Raw genomic sequence first — 18,840 nt, 5'->3', positions numbered from 1 at the left:
TAGATAAATTAATTTAAAAATTTATCACCATAGATAGGTAATAATTATTGATTGCTTTTATCTTCTGACAATGTTTATTTTTAAGTGCGAATGTATATTAGAGTAGTTTAATTGGTTAAATTTAAAATAGCTCAGCGTTAGGGTAGATAAATATCTCATGAAACTATAGAAGCTGTTTTTAAGCTGCCTAAGTGGAGGTTGATTTATATATTTATCGTAGAAGGAAACACTATGCGTGAAGCGAGTTGAATTGTGGTGTTCTAAAAGAAGAGGCCACGAGAAAATAAATTTCCCGTGGCGGCGGTATGAGCTTTGTTCGTTGCTTTAGAGCAAAGTAGCAAGCCTATTGCTAAGAGATTGAAATGACTATCGATGAAGAGTGCTCAAAGCACTAAAGCTCACATCAAAGATTTCTCCTCGATATGCATTATCAGGTTTAAACTGAGGGTAAATTCCGGCTTTGAAGTAAAACGCAATATCAGGCGACGCCCATCTTTCAGTAAGAGTATAGGACTTGTTGTTAGCGGTGTCTGAGTATGCTTCTCCCCACTTCAGTGTGTGCGAGACCATATTACTGCCATCTGCATCGTAGGTGGCTAAAAACAGTCCTTCCTTATCGGCACGGATCGTATATTGCCAGTCTTCGTTTACCGCGTAGGTACCAAGCTTAACGCTGAATGCGTTGCAATCAGTACAGTCTTTGTTGTTATCAAGTTTGTAGTTATCGTTCAGAATAACTCGGACTGGCTTATTGTCACCTTCCCAAAGTAGCTTCACGAGTGCTTGGCTGATTTTCCAACCATGTATCTGGCCTACCACGACTTTTGGTAATTGACCGTCGATTTTAGGGTATTCGTTGATTCTTAGTGTTGCGTTTAGAGTATGCGAAGTTGCACCGGTACGACTATCTTCAATATACCAACTTGTCTCTTCATCGCTGGTGCTGCAATCCGGGGAGTTAGTACTGATGTAGAGCTCTCGCAACTCTGAACGGATGTAACTGGAGTTGGCCGTTGACGTGCCGTAACCCATATCGGCGCGGAAATGCATGCTACCGTCAATAACATTGAAGTATGATAAATCAATCTCGCGTTGGTAAACGCTCTCTTCGTTAGACAGAGGATCTTTACTTGAATTACAACGCTCAGGCTCTAATTCAGCCGCGCTGTCACCGCCAAAACCATACCAATCATTTTTGCTTGCAGGAATGGTTAATTTCCAATCGTCAATATTCCAGGCTATTGAATCAGTATGGTCAGTTTTGGTTAGTCCTAACTGCTTAAATTGTACCTTTGCTTCACCGTTTTCAAACTGGTTGTAAACTCCGGCTTTAAAGTAGCTCAGGAGGTGCTGCCAGTAGGATACATCTACATTTACCTTTTGTTCATCGTTCACTTTAATGGTTAATGTGTTTTCTCCGATTTTTACTTCGAATCGCGTGAATGCGTTGAGATCGGCTTTTCCTAAGTCATAACGATCATATGATGTTGCATAACAATCTGATGCGCTAGAAGGTAGACTGCAATCTATGGCATTGTTCTTTACTACCGCCCAGTAATGACCAGTGATACTGTTTCGTTCTTGTTCCCAAACGATTCGTAACAAAGGGTGTGGGATAGCACCTGTACCAGAAGTATCTGTGCCTTTGTTATGAATTTGCAGGAAAGTGACTTCATCATGGTTTGCAGGGGAGCTAGCCATTGCAAGGTTAATCTCTGGTAATCGAACATCTGCATACAAAGTTCTAGAGACGCCTTGTTCTGAAATGTTGAAGTTTTCTCGCTCACGAACTTCTGAGCGCATTTTGTAGTTCGACATTTTAAAGACAAGGTAATTGGAATCCTTTTCTGCGTAAAAGTGGTCACTCTTATAATCCGAGAATGCTCCATTTTTGACGTCACTGGTTTTATTTCCCTCCTTCCCATCGGGATCTGATACTTGTAAATCTGAATTTCTCAATATGTTTTGAAATTTTGCTATTGAGTATGGTGCTACATGCTCTTGGTGCGGAATATTTGGTTTATCATCTTGGCTTGTAGTGGCGGTATTTCCTCCACAACCTATTAATCCAAGCCCAGAGAAGCTTATTAGAAGCAATTTAGTTGATTTTATAAACACAGTAGTAAGCCTCTTACACTATTTAATATTTGTAATACAATATCATTTTAGTGTTGTTGGGGAGTAGTTTAGTCATAAGTTAAATAGTAAAAGTGTTAATTAAATCTCAGAAGAGTTCTATATCTATAAGTGGTGTCTTTGATAAGGCGTAAGGTTAAGTTATGTCTGTTTTTCCTAAGAGTTATTAACGGTTTTACTATGATTAAACGCTAATTGATAAGCTCATCTAGAGTCATGTAAACAATCAAAAAAAGCCGAACATGACGTCCGGCTTTGAATTAGTTCCCGATTTTTACATTAATTTTTAGTGACTAGCTAAAGATTAAATTTGTGCGAATGCGCCTTCCCAAGTGTAAGTCACACCGTCGAACTCAACGCGATGTGCCGCGTTCTGTTTGTCTTCGTCTAGGTTGCAGATTGCGAAGTGGTAAGCGTTGCCTGTTGTGGTTTGCAGACGAATCACGGTACCCACTTCGTTGTTACCAACGACGGTTACTGACTCTACTAGGCCACGAGCGCCAACCGATGCTTCAATAGACTCGTTGAAGTAACCGTGTGTCTCTAGCACTGAGGCAAACACGTGTTTCTGACCCGATTGACGTAGGATCAGTGCTGGTTCGCTCTTCAAGTTGAAGTCTGGATCATTTGCGCCAGTGCGAGTGAAGAACACTTTGCCGCCGTTTGTTGCGCTTGTGATTAGCGAGTAGTAGCTGTTGTCGTGCAACCAACTTACCAGTGAGCTGCCTTGAACTTGGCCTGAACCCACACTCCATAGATGTTGGTAGCCGTTGTCTTCGCCCATTGGGCGTAGCGTGCTTTCTACATCGTATTCAAAATCCGTACGGATGATTTGACCAGAGTAGTGCACTGGCAGGTCGTATTGGTGCTCTTGATCTGCTTCGATGCGGTAAACATCAATCACAAGTGGTTTTTCGAATTCTGGCAATTCAGCAAGAATAATGCTGCGTTGCATGTCTACACCATTGTAGTAACCAGAAATACGACCGCTCATGCCTTGCAGTTTTTCGTCATCAGCTTTGAAGAAGTGCTTAGAACCGAACTTGGTTTCTGCTAGCGCTGTGTCGAAGTTGTTTTGCGTCTTTTGGTCAACCGTTACTGTGTTGTGCGCGATCGTCTGCTTACAGTAAGACTTGTTCTCTGGGATGTAACGACCGCCAAATTTAGGCTCAACGTTTACCCAGCGACCAAAGCCGTAATCGTGCAGCACTTCATGACCGCGGTTAAATACGCTCAGGTGCAGACCATCGTAGTGACCGTGGTCTAGCGCTGAGTGGTACTGGTGATCGCTGCCGTGTTGACCAAACCAGATAAGCGCCATCGTATCGTCGTCTTGCTCGTCACGGTGACGAAGAATGCTTACGCCGCCTTTTTCGCCTTCTGGGCCGTCTGTTACGAATAGGCTACCCCAGTTGAACGGTTTGATGTTGTCTGCTGCTGCAACCGCGTCAGACAATGTTTTACCTGAGATATGAACCCAAACGTCTTGCTGGTGGTCTGCCATGCCAAGTAGCGTTTCAGACTGCTCGTAACGGTGGAAACATACTGACGTTGCCATGATTACGCCTTCATCGTTGATCGAAATTGTCTTCGATGAATCGTTCAGTGCTGGCAAAGTACCATCTGGGAATGCGGTCTTAAATACTGCGTAAGACGTGGTCTTGATGACTGAATCGTTGAACTCGTAAATACCAAGCTCAGGCTGACGACGTTCAATCGCTTCTGCGAATAGGTAGATTGGACGCAGCGAGAAACGGTGGTAGTAAGGACCTTCCATGTAGTAGCCGTCTGGCGAGAACAGTTGGTCCAACTGAGCTAGGAAGCCGCCGCTCACTTTGTCCAGTTTCAAGCCGTAAAGCGCTTTGTCTACTGCATCTTGATCGTTGATTGCGTAACCACAGATACCTACTGCTGCTACCGCCCACAGACCGTGGTTGTGTACGATGTCGAAGTCGTGACCGTAAGTGACTACAAACAGCTCAATCATTTGTTTGAACAGGTCGTTTTCAATCAGTGTTTTTTGCTCTTCTTCCAACGTGTGGTAAATGCAGCTGTACGCACAAGAGGCGTATAGCATCCACATGTTCTCGTTCAGAGTTTGGTGGAAGATCTTACCCGGAGGGTTAGAGTCACGGCTGGTGTTGCTTTCTAGCGTCGGGTAAACCTTCGCGTAAGCCGTTAGCATGTCCACGATGTAATCGCGGTATTTCTGTTCGCCAGTGATAAGGAATAGGCGACCCGCTAGATCAATGTGGATGTAGTTTTGCTTGTGACGGTTATGCTCGTAACCGCCGCCTTCGCCGTGACCTGGAACTTCAATACCGACCTCAGCCATGTAAGCGTCAGTTTGTTTGATGTCACGTGCTAGTGCATTTCCTAATAGGCTATCCGTGCCAAGTGCTCTGCTTAGTTCTGCCGCTTCTTCAAAGTTCATTAATAGCGGTTGGTAAGACTGGGTTTGGTAGCTCATTATTATTTCTCCTGCCCGAATGCGTTCACTTCTAGAGAGTAGAAGCCATTCCAGCTGTAGGTTTTACCGTTCATTTCTACTTGGTGTGGGGTTTGGTCGTCAGCGCCTAGCACATTGCTGATCATCACAGTAACCAGTGATTTTTCAGTTGTGATTTCTACGATGCTGCCAACGGCGTTGTAACCCACGACGCGGATATCTTTCACCTGACCACGTGCATTCACCGACTGCTCAAACTCTTCGTTGAAGTAGCCGTGTGTTTCTAGCACAGAAGCAAATAGCGTCGATTCGCCCTTGCTGCGTAGAATGAATGCCGGTTCGCTACGTAGGTTAAAGCTTGGGTCATTGGCGCCAGTGCGAGTGAAGATTACTTCATTATCACCGTTTTGCTTCGCGCTGCTGCTTGTGCCTAACCAAGTGTAGTAGGTGTTGTTTTGTAGCCAGCTAACCAGCGCGGTATCTTGCACTTTGCCGCTTGCTACTTTCCAAAGGTGTTGGTAACCGAAGTCATCGCCAAGCGTGCTCAGTTCACCAAAGCTTTGGTAATCGAAGTTAGTACGTACGATTTGACCATCGTATTGATGAGAGTAGTCGTACTGATGTTCGCCTTCACCTTCAATGCGGTAAAGGTCTAACAATAGCGGTGCTTCAAGCTCATCGAGGTTAAGCATGAACACACTGCGCTGCATGTCTGTATTCGGGTAGTGGTCGTTCGCAAACGCACTCATACCGTTGATTTCAGTGCCTTCTACTTTGAAGAAGTGAGGCAAACCGTGCACTGAATCAGCGCGGTCTACATCGAAACCGTTCTGACATTGCTCATCAATCGTTACCGCGTTGTGCGCGATAGTTTGACGTGCGTACGATTTGTTTTCGTCTAGGTAACGACCGCCGAATTTAGGCTCTACGTTTACCCAGCGACAGAAGCCGTATTCACGCAGCACTTCTTGACCACGGTTGAAGAAGGTAATGCCAAGCGTATCGAAGTTACCATGTCCCATGCCGTGTTGACCGTAGTTCATTACAAGCTGTGACACATCACCGGTTTTATCCTGCATACGGATAAAGCCTTGTGCACCGTTGTTACCAGTTGGACCTTCGTTTAGTTCCACACTTGGCCAGAAAGGCATACCGATTTCACGGTCTGCGATAGCTTTATCGTAAGCTTGAGAAAGCTCTAGACCACATGGGTGCATCCAAACGGCGTTTTGAATCTTCGCCATGCCTAGAATGTTGTCATCCATACCGTAGTGTTTGCTGTAAACGCTTACTGCAACTTGAACACCCATGTCGGTAATGCTCATGGTACGAGATGCATCGTTTAGGGCAGGGAACTCACCATTCGGGTAAGCCGTTGCCAGCATCGCTTGTACTGTGTTGCCAATCACTTTGTCTTTGTAGTTGTAGATGTCTACTTCAGGCATGTGACGGTGTACTACTTCTGCAAATACACAAGTTGGACGAATCGCATAACGATGGTAGTACGGACCTTCCATGTAGTAACCAGAAGGGGCGAACAGTTGCGAGATTTGCGCTAGGAAGCCACCGGTATCATCACGGTCTTGACCGTATACCGACATCTCTAGATATTCAGGTTTGCCAATGGCTAGGCCACAAATACCAACAGCCGCCACTGCCCAGATACCGTGGTTGTGAATACGGTCGAAATCGTGCGCGTATTTCACTGTGAACATGTCTAGCATTGGTTCGAAAATGCGCTCAACAACGGCTGTGCGCTCTTCTTCTGTCATCACTGATGCCACGCAAGAGTAAGCAAGGCTAGTAAACATTAACCAACAGTGTTCATTAAGGATCTGGTGGAAAAGACGACCTGTAGGGTTAGTGTTTTTCTGTACGTGGAAATCAAAAGTGAGGTACTTCTCTGCGTAAATAGCGAGAAGATCTTTAACGAACTGCGCGTACTTTTCTTCTTGAGTGATCAAGAACAAACGACCCGCTAAGTTCATGTAGGTATAGTTTTGTTTGTGGCGGTTGTGCTCGTAGCCACCCGCTTCGCCGTGACCTGGTACGTCTAGAGGCAGACGCATAAAGGCTTCAAGTTCCTTGCGATTCGCTTCAATGGATTTGCCCATCAAGCTCGGCTTTCCGACTTCCTTTCTTAGTAGTTCGACTTCTGCTTCAGTCAACAAAATCGGTTGTGTAGTCATTTCTTTACCACCCTCAGATGAAGTGTGTTGTTTTCTTAAACTCTCTATAAAGTAATACAATATTAAGTTTGGGTGTAGTTTTTGTGGCAAAAAGGGAGAGTGAAATCACGCGAATTTAGCTAACCCATTGATTTATATTGTTGTGGTAATCCTTGTTGTGACTGATGTTTCGGCGTTATCAATCGTTAAGTGGAATGCTTTAGCGAGCACCATTTGATGAATATCACATATTTTTAGATATATTGTATGACAATTAAAATAGATCGGATATGCTCGTTACCAATTCGACAGCAGACCCTTTCGCTTCGCGTTTCACTTTTATCAATACGACGCTTTTTTAAAGAACCTTTTAATAAAAGCATGGTTAAGAATGAAGTGCCGTAGGGTTCGCTTTAATAGAGACTTTTTAGGAGTATGACGATGAATTCTTTCTTTGTATTAGATGAGAACCCGTGGGAAGAGCTAGGCGGCGGTATCAAACGTAAAATTGTTGCTTACACAGATGACCTAATGGCGGTTCACCTATGTTTTGATAAAGGCGCGATTGGCGCTCCGCATACTCACGAAATCCACGATCAAATCGGTTACGTAGTACGTGGCAGCTTTGAAGCGGAAATCGAAGGCGAGAAGAAAGTACTAAAAGAAGGCGACGCATACTTTGCTCGTAAGCACATGATGCACGGTGCGGTTGCACTAGAGCAAAACAGCATTCTTCTAGACATCTTCAACCCAGCTCGTGAAGACTTCTTAAAATAATCTATAGCGCAACCTCAGTTGCTAAGGTGACAACATGAAATCATTAAACATCGCGGTCATTGGCGAATGTATGGTTGAGCTACAGAAAAAGGAAGGTCAGCTAAAGCAGTCATTCGGTGGTGATACGTTGAATACCGCACTGTATTTATCTCGTTTGACCAAAGCTCACGATATTAAAACCAGCTATGTAACGGCTCTGGGTAACGATCCTTTTAGCCAAGAAATGCTATCAGCATGGCAAGAAGAGGGCATCGATACTAGTCTGGTTCTTTCCGTTAAAGAAAAGCAACCAGGTATCTACTACATCGAAACCGATGAAACTGGCGAGCGTTACTTCCACTACTGGCGTAACGAGGCGGCCGCTAAATTCCTATTCGAACAAAACGAGTCTCCGCTATTAGTCGACAAACTTTACTCGTACGATGCGGTTTACTTGAGCGGTATTACACTAGCGATCCTTACTGAAGAAGGTAAGACGCAACTGTTTGGCTTCCTTGAGCGCTTCAAGGCACAAGGTGGTAAGGTTATTTTCGATAACAACTACCGTCCTAAATTGTGGGAAAGCCGCGAGAATGCCATGTCTTGGTATCTTAAGATCCTTAAGCACACAGATATCGCACTGCTCACATTTGAAGATGAGCAAATGCTTTACGGTGACGAGCATCTAGAACAGTGTATCGAGAGAACCTCTGCACTGGGCGTGGATGAAATCATCATCAAACGTGGTAGCAAAGATTGCTTGGTTGTGGCGAATGGCGAAGCACAATACGTGGCGCCAAACAAAGTCGACAACGTGATTGATACAACAGCGGCTGGTGATTCTTTCAGTGCGGGCTTCTTGGCGAAGCGTTTGACTGGCGGCAATGCAGCGGAATCGGCTTACTCTGGCCACTGTATGGCTGGCGCGGTAATTCAACATAAAGGTGCCATCATTCCACGTGAAGTGATGCCAGATCTTCCTTTGTAATTCTTTTGCGGATCGCTGAGTAATCGGCGCTCCGCAGTGATTTATTGAACTCAAGTTAACGACGACGAGTACACTCTTATGACGACATTAAACGAACAATTAGCAAACCTAAAAGTAATTCCTGTTATTGCCATCAACAAAGCAGAAGATGCGATTCCTCTAGGCCGCACTTTGGTTGAAAACGGTATGCCTTGCGCTGAAATCACGTTCCGCACAGAGTGTGCTGCAGAAGCGATTCGTGCTATGCGCGCTGAGTTCCCAGAAATGCTGATCGGTGCAGGTACTATCCTAACTAACGAGCAAGTTGACCAAGCAATCGAAGCTGGTGTGGACTTTATCGTAAGCCCTGGCTTTAACCCTCGCACGGTTCAATACTGCCTAGACAAAGGCGTGGCTATCGTACCTGGCGTAAACAACCCAAGCCTAGTTGAGCAAGCGATGGAAATGGGTTTGCGTACACTTAAGTTCTTCCCTGCTGAGCCATCTGGCGGCGTTGGTATGCTTAAAGCATTAACGGCGGTTTACCCAGTGAAATTCATGCCAACAGGTGGCGTGAGCCTAGGTAACGTAGACGAATACTTGTCTATCCCTTCAGTACTGGCATGTGGCGGTACTTGGATGGTGCCAACAAAACTTATCGATGAAGGTAAGTGGGATGAACTGGGTACACTGGTTCGCGACGCAGTAGCTCACGTAGCATAAGTGTCGTAACACCCCGATAAAACTAGCGAAAGAATGAAAAGCGAGCCTCAGTGCTCGCTTTTTTGTGTTTGAAAGTTTGAAAGAGGCGAGAGTTAAGAATCGCATTCATATAAATCCTACTTTCTATCAAATTTTTTCGAAACATCTCATTACGTTTCCTTTAAAGAAATGCCGCGCATTTTTGATCTTCAGACAAAGCGCGAAGAAGAAAAATATTCCATACTCTAATAAATTTCAATTAGACAATTTGTATTACAATATATTGAGGTGTTCTGAATGGCAATTATCTCCTAGAAAGCCATTGGTCTAAGAAATTAAGGGGTTTTACGTATTTTTTTCGTTGAATAACTTATGCTTTAGATCACAATTAAAACTTATTGTAGTACAAATAGAGTTGTGAAGAGAGTAGTCTAGACGTTAGAAAATGATCAAACTTGAAAGGCTGAAAAAATGACTATTGATACTCTTGTTGTTCTTGCCTACTTCTTCTTCTTAGTTGCAATTGGTTGGATGTTCCGTAAGTTCACTACCTCGACCAGTGACTACTTCCGAGGGGGCGGTAAGATGTTATGGTGGATGGTAGGTGCTACCGCCTTCATGACGCAATTTTCAGCATGGACGTTTACAGGTGCCGCAGGACGCGCGTTCAACGACGGTTTCGTTGTTGTAATCCTATTCTTAGCCAACGCATTTGGCTACTTTATGAACTACCTCTATTTTGCTCCAAAGTTCCGCCAACTACGTGTAGTGACGGCGATTGAAGCAATTCGTCAACGTTTTGGTAAGACTTCAGAGCAGTTCTTCACTTGGGCTGGTATGCCAGACAGCTTGATCTCGGCCGGTATTTGGTTGAATGGTCTTGCGATTTTCGTGGCAGCGGTCTTCAACATTCCTATGGAAGCGACCATCATCGTTACGGGCTTAGTGCTAATGCTAATGGCGGTAACAGGCGGCTCTTGGGCGGTTGTTGCATCTGACTTTATGCAGATGCTGGTTATCATGGCAGTGACGATCACTTGCGCGGTGGCGGCATACTTCCATGGTGGCGGTATTGGCAACATCGTGTCGAACTTCCACGGCGACTTCATGCTGGGTAACAACCTGAACTACTTCAGTATCTTTATCCTTTGGGTTGTCTTCATCTTTGTTAAACAGTTCGGTGTCATGAACAACAGCATCAACGCTTACCGCTACTTATGTGCAAAAGACAGTGAAAACGCACGTAAAGCTGCAGGTCTTGCATGTGTGCTGATGATTGTTGGTCCTATCATCTGGTTCCTACCACCTTGGTACGTTGCGGCATTTATGCCTGATTTCGCAGAGCAATACGGCTCAGTAGGTGGTGATGCAGCATACCTAGCATTCGTACAAAACGTAATGCCAGCAGGTATGGTGGGTCTTCTGATGTCAGCAATGTTTGCGGCGACCATGTCTTCAATGGACTCTGGTCTTAACCGTAACGCGGGCATCTTTGTGATGAACTTCTACAGCCCGATTGTGCGTCCACAAGCGTCGCAAAAAGAACTGGTTATCGTGAGTAAAGCAACGACTATCGTGATGGGCTTCATCATCATTGGTATCGGTCTATTCATTAACTCACTACGTCACTTGAGCCTGTTCGATATCGTACTGAACGTCGGTGCATTAATTGGCTTCCCAATGCTGATTCCTGTACTACTTGGTATGTGGATTCGTAAGACGCCGGATTGGGCTGGTTGGGCAACACTGGTTGTTGGTGGCTTTGTTTCTTACATCTTCGGTATCTCACTACAAGCAGAAGATGTAGAGCGCCTATTCGGTCTAGAGCAAGCGTTTACAGGACGTGAGTGGGCAGATCTGAAAGTTGGCTTGAGCTTAGCGGCACACGTTATCTTCACCGGTGGTTTCTTCTTGCTGACAACGCGCTTCTACAAAGGTCTATCACCTGAACGTGAGAAAGAAGTGGAGCAATTGTTCGAGAACTGGAATACGCCACTTGTGGCTGACAGCGAAGAGCAGCAGAACCTAGATACAAAACAGCGCGGCATGCTTGGTAAGCTTATCAGCGTAGCGGGCTTCGGTATCCTAGCTATGGCTCTAATTCCAAATGAACCATCTGGTCGACTACTGTTTATCTTGTGTGGTGCGATTGTTCTCTCGGTGGGTGTTCTATTGGTGAACGCAGCCCGAGGGCCTAAAAGCCCAAAGTTAGCTAACGCGAAAAGCTAACCAAAGTTAAAGACTCTCAATGAAAAATCCCGCGGTGTTAAAGCCGTGGGATTTTTTGATCAAGCTGACTGAGAAAGCGTGGCGCATCGTTTGTTGTTATTCGTTGTATTGGGGAACTCCCAATAAGGTGCGACTATATTCACATTAGAGTCGTCAGCCTAAAGCGAAAAAGCAATCTAACTTTCTTTGCATGCCGTGTTTACACTTTACACCCCAAACCTGATGCTTTGTCTATTTAAATAAATATGTGTGCCTTCTTAGCAAAGAAAAAGCATTAAATCAGACGTAGCTTTAATGAGGCGTACGCCAGAAATAGGAGAGAGGTTTTGAAGTGTGAGTGGAAAATATATAAGAGAATTGGAAGAGGCTGCCCTGCAAAACTTTAAAGGAGTGGCTAGGGTATCAAGGAGTGATGAGCGTCTGGGGAAGAGGAAAAACAAAAAAGCCCAGCCACATTGGTTGCTGGGCTTATAGTTGCAACTGAGTGTGACTAAGCTTCTAGCTCTGCAAAGTAGTCGAAGATGACTGGAACGTCATTTTGACCAAGGCCTTTATCAACTGCCGCTTGTAGACTCTTAGAAGTGCCCTCTGCAATCAGGGAAGTTGTACCAAGCTCTTCGCATAGAGCAAGGAAGTAACCGAGGTCTTTGTTTGCGTTTGCAACAGAGAAGCCTAGTTTTTCTTCGCCATCTACGGCGTAAAACTTACAGAATTGCATAAATGGTGAGTTTGATGGTCCTGCAGACATGATGTCGAATAATTGTTGACCATCAACACCAGCACGTTTAGCAACAGCAAATGCCTGAGACATGGTTGCTACGGTTGTCATACCCATAAAGTTATTCACAAGCTTAGTTACGTGACCAGAGCCCAGTGCGCCAAGGTGGAATACGTTTTCACCTTGATCGTCCAGCACTGGCTTAACCTTATTGAATGTTTCGACGTCGCCTGCGGCCATGATGTTCAGTAAACCATCTTTTGCGTGGGCAGGTGTACGACCTAGAGGCGCATCAATCATACCAGCCCCTTTCTTAGCAAGGTCAGCGCCAATCTTCTTCGTTGAAGCTGGAATAGATGTACCGAAGTCGATGAGTGTTTTACCTTCTGACATGCCAGCTAGAACACCAGTGTCTCCGTAAACAACTTTTTCGACAACTTCAGATGTTGTTAGGCACAGCATCACGATATGACTTTTCTCTGCTAGCTCTTTACCTGAAGAAGCTTCAGAAGCGTTTCCACGAGCTAGTACTGCGTCAACAGCATCTTTATTGAGGTCCATTACAGCAACTTCGTAACCACGTTTCTGTAGGTTTTCAACCATGTTTCCGCCCATCAAGCCTAGGCCGATGAAACCAATGATAGGTTTAGTCATTTTAACTCCAAAAATACTATTGTATGATTATATTGCTTTTGTTAATCATAATGACTATTGTGGCTTTTGCAATTGAAAATTGTGAGCATAGCGGGCTTGGGATGGATTTTTTCTAAAAGTGAGATGTAAGTAAGGTTTGTGAGGGTTTTATTCATCAGAGTATATAAGAAAAGCGGATTCCTCACGCTTCCATTTTTATCGTGAACAAAGCCTTTAGGAGGCTTAAATAACGTAAAAATAAAATTTATTGTAATACAAGTGATTTTGTTTCAGCTAGAGGAATACTGTCCATACCAAAAAAATGGGTGAAACGTTACAGATGGGGTGAAAGGCGAGGTGGTATAAGGATAAGCCGCAGTACAAACATACTGCGGCCGTTATCAAATCAGTACTAAAGCGCACTTACTGATAGGTAAAAAGACTTATTGGTACTAAATGCCTAAAGCTTGACCACCACCAATTTGCAGTGTTTCTGCGGTAATGAATGATGCATCTTTACTTACCAGAAAAGAGATAGCAGAGGCGACTTCCTCTGGCTGGCCTAGGCGTCCAAGCATAATACTGTCTGCCCAAGAAGCAAATACTTCAGGCTTGGTTGCTTTGATTTGAGCATGGAATGGTGTATCGATAGTGCCAGGAGATACTGCATTGACACGAATTCCAGCCGGAGCTAACTCTTTAGCTAAAGCGCGAGTTAATGTATGAACGGCGGCTTTTGATGTACCGTAAATACCTGCACCTGGACCACCTGCATTCCAAGCAGCGTTTGAAGTGAAGTTGATAATTGATGCGTTATCAGACTTTTTTAGAAATGGAATCGCTGCGCGTGATACGAAGAATGCACTATCGAGGTTTAAAGCCATGACTTTACGGAAAAAAGCAGTTTCCATACCTTCAATAGGACTACGACCACCAAGACCACCTGCGTTATTAACGACAACATCGATTTTGCCGTATTTTTCACCAATAGCATTGATGTTTTCATCGACGGCATGTTCATCTGTAACGTCAAAACCGTAGTATTCAGCCTCAATTCCTGCGTTATGTAGTTTGGAGACACACTCCGAACCTTTTTCATCTTCAATGCCGTTTAGAATGACCGTGTATCCATCCTGACCAAGGCGCTTTGCTACTTGGAAGCCGATACCGCCAGTAGCACCAGAAATAAATGCAATTTTAGTAGACATAATGGTGTTCTCTCATGTTTGTAGAGTTGGAAAGGATTTTTTATTTAACATAGAGTATTATTGTAATACAAATGGTTTTAATAAACAGAGAAACACCAACAATGAGAAGTCGATCACGTACTTTTTTGAGATGCTGACTCATCCAGTGGCATATATCGACTTTTACGGTCGTGCATGATTTGTATCTAGTCAGGAGAATCGGGATATATAAACAATTGAGCATATAGCTGCCGGCTTAGCTCGTTGGGCTGAGGTTTGTTTCAAGTAGAAAGAAAGCTGATTAACCGTGGGTCTTTGTTGCCAAACTTATGATTTCATTTAGGCTTGCCAAGTGATGGTTGGAGAACTTTGTCGAGAGGTTGAGTTTTAAGCGGGTAGGGAACCTTTAAGGATCTTAAGTCTTTCAAGGTCATTCTGAATAGTGAGGGACGAGCGTGATTTAGAATCTCTTGCCCGAGCACGCTGTTATGATATGTGACCCCGTTTCGCCGAGCGTTATTTATCACCATTGTTCTGAAGAGTCGAGTTAGGACCTGTTGGATAATGATTTTGACTAAGCTGAGATAAAAATGCCCGCTAAATCAGCGGGCACTTTTGTTTGCGTCATTAATGATGCATGTGTTTTTCCATGTGGCCTTGTTTCTCAACCGCCATTTCCACTTCAACCTTACCTGCGTTTTTAAAGGTTAATGTCATAGGGAAGCGGTCACCCTCTTTAAGAGTTTGTGTTGGATTGAAAATCATTAAATGGAAGCTGCCTGGCTTAAACAACACTGAGTCATTGGCTGGAACGCGCACTTCGTCAATCTTAATCATTTTCATCACACCATCTTCTTTCTTATGCGTGTGAATTTCGACATGCCCTGCGATTGGGCTTTCTGCTGCGATCAATGCATCTTCACTGTCACCGTGGTTGGTTAATTGAAAAAAACCACCGATAACAGGTGCGTTTGGTGGCGCTTCGCGGCTCCATGGATGGTCGATATGAATTTTTCCTGCTTCATAATCGTGCGCTAAACTCAGTGGGCTAGCGATGACAGCAATAAGCGCGATAGCGGCGGTTTTTAATGATTTAAGCATGTGTTTTTCCTTTTGAATTAATAGCTTCTCTGAATGGACAACAAACAGAGTCATCGTTATTTTTGAATAAAGTTGTCAATGATTAGATGCCTGTTAGGCAGGAAAAACACTCGGCGGAGAGTGCTTAGGCGCGATGTGTTTGTAAACGAGCTTATCGCATTTAGAAAAGTGATAAGTCGTCAGTGCATACTTTACTCGGCGCAGCCAATGGATGGTTGTCAGGTAAAGCCCAATCGCAACCAGAAGAAAGAATTGAACAGCTTGAAGAAGCGGACATTCAAACTGAAAGCCGTCGTGTAAGTTAAGATCTTGGATGAGCTTAGAAGAAGATTGAGCGTTAGCCTCAATCAACGTATTGATATCCACCCATTTGAAACCATCTGCGGTACACAGTAAAACCTTTTCACTTTGGACTTTGTTGAGCCAAGTTGTGCTGTGAACTTGTGTAGGGTTAAGAGCGGCTGTGGACGCTAAATACAACTGAAACAACACCGCGATAATAACCGCAATAGCGTGCAAGCGATGGTGTTTGTGCTGTATTAGAGTGTTTTCCATACAATTAAGTGCTTATCTTCTTCGGCGCGGGATACTAACAAATTAACCAAACAATGTAATTATCAGTTTACTAAAAGGTGATGCAAGTGTGCATTATTTGTTTTATTGCCTATTTTTAACGCTTTAATGTTTTGATTCGGCAGACATTCACAACCTCCAATTCAACTTGTCAGTCTTGCCTAGTCGCTTTTGAAGATACCGAATTAATCTCTCTTATATGCCACTGAAGCTTCGGTTAGTGGGTGTCGTGGTGGTGTTTTTACGTGCTAGATTTGGCTGATATCGATTCAAAATGCCCACCGAATCTTCACTTGTTTTCCATTAACGGAATTATGACAGTAATTTAATAAAGGATACGGTATTCTGCGCTCCTTTGTACATGCCAGAAACGTCCGTCCTACTTAGTAGGAGGGGCGATTAATCTTAAGAAATTTCTCAAATGAAATACGAACAACAGATTGGATATCGATACCCTAAAGGTCGATTTGCCATGGTGAGTGTATACGCATTCACTGGTGCTGCGATTTTAGCATCGACTATTTTTTCTCTATTGCTATTTTTGTCTATCGACGAAAATCCGATGATGCAAACCTTATTTGGTGGTTTAGCGATCATTTTTGAAGCGGGTAAATTTTACGCTTGGTATGAATACGGTGAGCGCCGAGCCCATCGCAACTACACAGGAGCAGCAACCGCTCTCGTGTTTTATTTAGTCTTAGCTGCGATTTCCATTGGCGGTAGTATTGGTGGCATTAATAGTGCAACCAATAGTGCACAAAGTCATATTTCGGTAGAGCAGGCGAAAGTGGAAGCGTTTAATCGTCAGATTGCGGCAATCGATAAGCAGATTGAGCTCAACAATATGGCAGCGCAGAAATACATCGAGATGGAGCGTATCGCGACTGGTGTAACTCGCATTCAGGATCAAAACAAAACCTTACGTGAAGAGCAGCAACGCTTGGCTATGGAGCGTGATAGTTTACCGCCGGTTACGCAAGGCTCAGTGATTGGTTTGATTGATAGCCTAGCCAACGCATTTGGTACCACCTCTCAGCAAGCTCAGCTTGGCTTGGTTGTATTTCTTTCGATTCTTTTGGACTTCTTTGCTGCATTTTTTGTTGGCTTGATTGGTGAAGAGCAACGGTTCCGATATTTCTATCGCAGAAATGAGGGCATGATATTGAAAACAGTTCGCGATATAGACCCAGCGCCTGCGGGTTATCTTCCTCATATAAAAGAGGAAGAAGAGCAAGAAATACCAGTAGCGCCGGAGCCAGAAGAACCAAAGGAACCGAAAACCTTGTTAGAGCAAGTTAGCGATGCACTTAAAACGCATCAAATTACGTGCACCAAAAAAGCCGTTGCTAAACAGTTTAGGCTGTCTGCGGAAGAGGTAGACAAGGTATTTGAAGAATTGGCAGAGCTCGGTTTAGTGGGGAAAAAAGCTAACCACCATTATCATTGGATAGGTGAAGCAGAAACCGCATAATTGGTTATCTATTAGAGTTCGGAAAGAGCGTCAATCGGCGCTCTTTTTTTGGGGAGGGGGGAGTTTCGCTATTAAAGTTAACTACAAGAAAGCGTATCAATCTTTATTGAGCTTTTTGGTTACGTCTTTCACCGTTTTCTTCTCTTTTTCCGGTGTAATTGCATCAACAGCTTTACCCGCCACCCCTTCATCTGGCAATTTGTCTTTTCCTGCATCAACTGCGGTATCTTTCAGTGCCTCTTTAGGCGTACAGCGACCACCAACACCAACCACGGCTTTTGTCGCAGCGGCTTTAGCTGCCTTTTCTGCATCGCAGTCAGGATCCATAACGCTAGCTAAGCTCGTGGCTGAACCAAAAAACAAGATTAACAAAATGAGGTTGCGTTTTTTCATATTCGTCACCAATGTTGTGAAACATAGGTAAAGTGTAACGGAGAGAAAAGGCTTTGACTGAGAATTTGTTGGTTTGAGCTTGGGAAGCAAAGTAAGGTGAAAAGAACAAGTGCCACCGAAGTGACACTTTTTCTTAAGCGTAGAAGGGATTAGTTGTCGTAAACGTCTAACTCCACTTCACGGGCAATATTTTGCTCGTTAATGATCACACCTTCGACTTCGACACGAGCACCATTTAGGTTAAGTTCTTCAATGCCTTGGAAGCGTGTTTGTGCATCAATCACAACGGTGGTGTTAGTTAGTACTTGATCAGCATCATTCTCACAATGCTCGATTTCAAATGTTCTTGCTTCAGCATCGTAGTTTGATACGTATCCTTCACATTCAAATTCTTTACCTTGCCATTGGTTGTTATCGTCAAAGTCTGGTTGCTCAAACTCAATAACGGTAGCGATGCGTTTGCCATTTTTCATGACAGACGTTACTTCCACTTCTTGGCCTTGTTTTAGGTTCGCTTTGCTGCCATCTTCAAATCGTGTTGCGTTATCGATGAAGAATGCACCTCGGTAGTTTAGTGAGAACTCACTGTAGTCATTTGCAACCCAAGTGACGATGCCTTCCACATCGCTGTCATTGCTTATGACGTCGTAGCCTTCAACTTCTACCTCATGTGCCATGAAGATACCGTTTTGCATTTCACCTTCGGCTTCAATCCATTGACCAATGCTAAGCTGGTTAACGTTGTTATATGTCACCGTTACTTTTCCACCTAACTTAAATGTTCCAGCATTTGCATCGATACTGGTAATACGGCCTTCCAGTTCGTAGTCGTTATCAAGTGCTGGGTAATCGTTATCTACGTCGAGCTCGACCACAGACAACACTCGATAACCCGCATCAGCAGTTGGCAATGATGACACCATCACCCAGTCGTTGACCTCTATATCATCACTTAAATCGTCAAACTGCAGCTCTACGCCGTTTACCGTGAATTTTTTCTTCACATGATCAATTGCTGTCACACGTCCAGTAATGGTTGGTTCAAGTATGACTCGGACGCCATTGTCCGAAGTTTGCCGAATATCTGAACCCACGCGAACCACCATTTTTGGTTTTACATCGGCCAGTTGCACTTGTGTGTCGTCATAAACCACCTCAGACACACGATACGTATGTCCATTGACGGTTAACGTGCTTTCTTCAGCGTTGACCGCTTCAACAGAGCCAATCGCTACACTTGGTTTCACTGCTGGTTGAGTTGATGTGCTATCGCTATTGCTGCCACCGCCTGAACCACCACAACCAGACAATGCCAAACCTACTACAGAAATAAGAGCGAGTTTTTTCATTGTATTAA

General features: G+C 44.1%; 14 protein-coding genes. 5 read left to right on the top strand and 9 right to left on the bottom strand.

Going from position 1 to position 18,840, the window contains the following annotated elements:
• Positions 1-366: 366 nt before the first annotated feature.
• From R7Q11_RS06425 to R7Q11_RS06415, 3 genes are all read right to left on the bottom strand, one after another.
• Positions 367-2,118 (bottom strand): polysaccharide lyase family 7 protein, encoded by a 1,752-nt coding sequence (locus R7Q11_RS06425; RefSeq protein WP_225466297.1) that lies wholly within the window; start codon positions 2,116-2,118, stop codon positions 367-369.
• Between the two features lie 322 nt (positions 2,119-2,440).
• Positions 2,441-4,606: a heparinase II/III family protein gene (locus R7Q11_RS06420; RefSeq protein ID WP_054574334.1), complete on the bottom strand. Its 2,166-nt coding sequence runs from the start codon at positions 4,604-4,606 to the stop codon at positions 2,441-2,443.
• Between the two features lie 2 nt (positions 4,607-4,608).
• Positions 4,609-6,774, bottom strand: a complete 2,166-nt coding sequence (locus R7Q11_RS06415) for a heparinase II/III family protein (protein WP_225466296.1) — start codon at positions 6,772-6,774, stop codon at positions 4,609-4,611.
• Positions 6,775-7,194: 420 nt separating this feature from the next.
• Between R7Q11_RS06415 and R7Q11_RS06410 the strand changes: the two genes are divergently transcribed.
• The 4 genes from R7Q11_RS06410 to R7Q11_RS06395 all read left to right on the top strand — a co-directional run bounded on the left by R7Q11_RS06410 (position 7,195) and on the right by R7Q11_RS06395 (position 11,407).
• On the top strand, positions 7,195-7,530 hold the full coding sequence (locus R7Q11_RS06410; protein WP_225466295.1) for a cupin domain-containing protein: 336 nt from the start codon (positions 7,195-7,197) through the stop codon (positions 7,528-7,530).
• Positions 7,531-7,564: 34 nt separating this feature from the next.
• Positions 7,565-8,497, top strand: coding sequence for a sugar kinase (locus R7Q11_RS06405; RefSeq protein WP_005437155.1), 933 nt, complete (start codon positions 7,565-7,567; stop codon positions 8,495-8,497).
• 78 nt (positions 8,498-8,575) lie between these two features.
• Complete coding sequence (locus R7Q11_RS06400) at positions 8,576-9,199, top strand: bifunctional 4-hydroxy-2-oxoglutarate aldolase/2-dehydro-3-deoxy-phosphogluconate aldolase (protein ID WP_005388506.1); 624 nt, start codon at positions 8,576-8,578, stop codon at positions 9,197-9,199.
• A gap of 450 nt (positions 9,200-9,649) precedes the next feature.
• Positions 9,650-11,407 carry a sodium:solute symporter family protein gene (locus tag R7Q11_RS06395; protein WP_137282567.1) on the top strand — a complete coding sequence of 586 codons (1,758 nt, stop codon included), beginning with the start codon at positions 9,650-9,652 and terminating at the stop codon, positions 11,405-11,407.
• Positions 11,408-11,897: 490 nt separating this feature from the next.
• On the opposite strand, the gene R7Q11_RS06390 is transcribed toward R7Q11_RS06395, so the two are convergent.
• The 4 genes from R7Q11_RS06390 to R7Q11_RS06375 all read right to left on the bottom strand — a co-directional run bounded on the left by R7Q11_RS06390 (position 11,898) and on the right by R7Q11_RS06375 (position 15,601).
• A complete protein-coding gene (locus tag R7Q11_RS06390) occupies positions 11,898-12,779 on the bottom strand; it encodes an NAD(P)-dependent oxidoreductase (RefSeq protein WP_149192220.1) in 882 nt (293 codons plus the stop codon).
• Between the two features lie 431 nt (positions 12,780-13,210).
• Complete coding sequence (locus R7Q11_RS06385; protein ID WP_017634222.1) at positions 13,211-13,966, bottom strand: SDR family NAD(P)-dependent oxidoreductase; 756 nt, start codon at positions 13,964-13,966, stop codon at positions 13,211-13,213.
• Positions 13,967-14,572: 606 nt separating this feature from the next.
• Entirely contained in the window at positions 14,573-15,046 is a 474-nt protein-coding gene (locus R7Q11_RS06380) for a copper chaperone PCu(A)C (protein WP_005375841.1), read from the bottom strand.
• A gap of 93 nt (positions 15,047-15,139) precedes the next feature.
• Positions 15,140-15,601, bottom strand: coding sequence for a hypothetical protein (locus tag R7Q11_RS06375; RefSeq protein WP_005388493.1), 462 nt, complete (start codon positions 15,599-15,601; stop codon positions 15,140-15,142).
• A 439-nt stretch (positions 15,602-16,040) separates the two neighbouring features.
• On the opposite strand from R7Q11_RS06375, the gene R7Q11_RS06370 reads away from it, so the two are divergent.
• Entirely contained in the window at positions 16,041-17,090 is a 1,050-nt protein-coding gene (locus tag R7Q11_RS06370; protein ID WP_086047332.1) for a Preprotein translocase subunit SecY, read from the top strand.
• 96 nt (positions 17,091-17,186) lie between these two features.
• Here the strand turns inward: R7Q11_RS06370 and R7Q11_RS06365 are convergent, their stop codons facing one another.
• Positions 17,187-17,483, bottom strand: a complete 297-nt coding sequence (locus R7Q11_RS06365) for a hypothetical protein (RefSeq protein WP_086047333.1) — start codon at positions 17,481-17,483, stop codon at positions 17,187-17,189.
• A 149-nt stretch (positions 17,484-17,632) separates the two neighbouring features.
• Entirely contained in the window at positions 17,633-18,832 is a 1,200-nt protein-coding gene (locus R7Q11_RS06360) for a DUF5666 domain-containing protein (RefSeq protein ID WP_017820243.1), read from the bottom strand.
• Positions 18,833-18,840 lie beyond the last annotated feature (8 nt).

The sequence above is a fragment of the Vibrio sp. 970 genome (genome assembly GCF_033339075.1).
The sequence above is the reverse complement of the archived record's forward strand: the minus strand, read 5'-3'. Positions and strand labels throughout refer to the sequence as shown.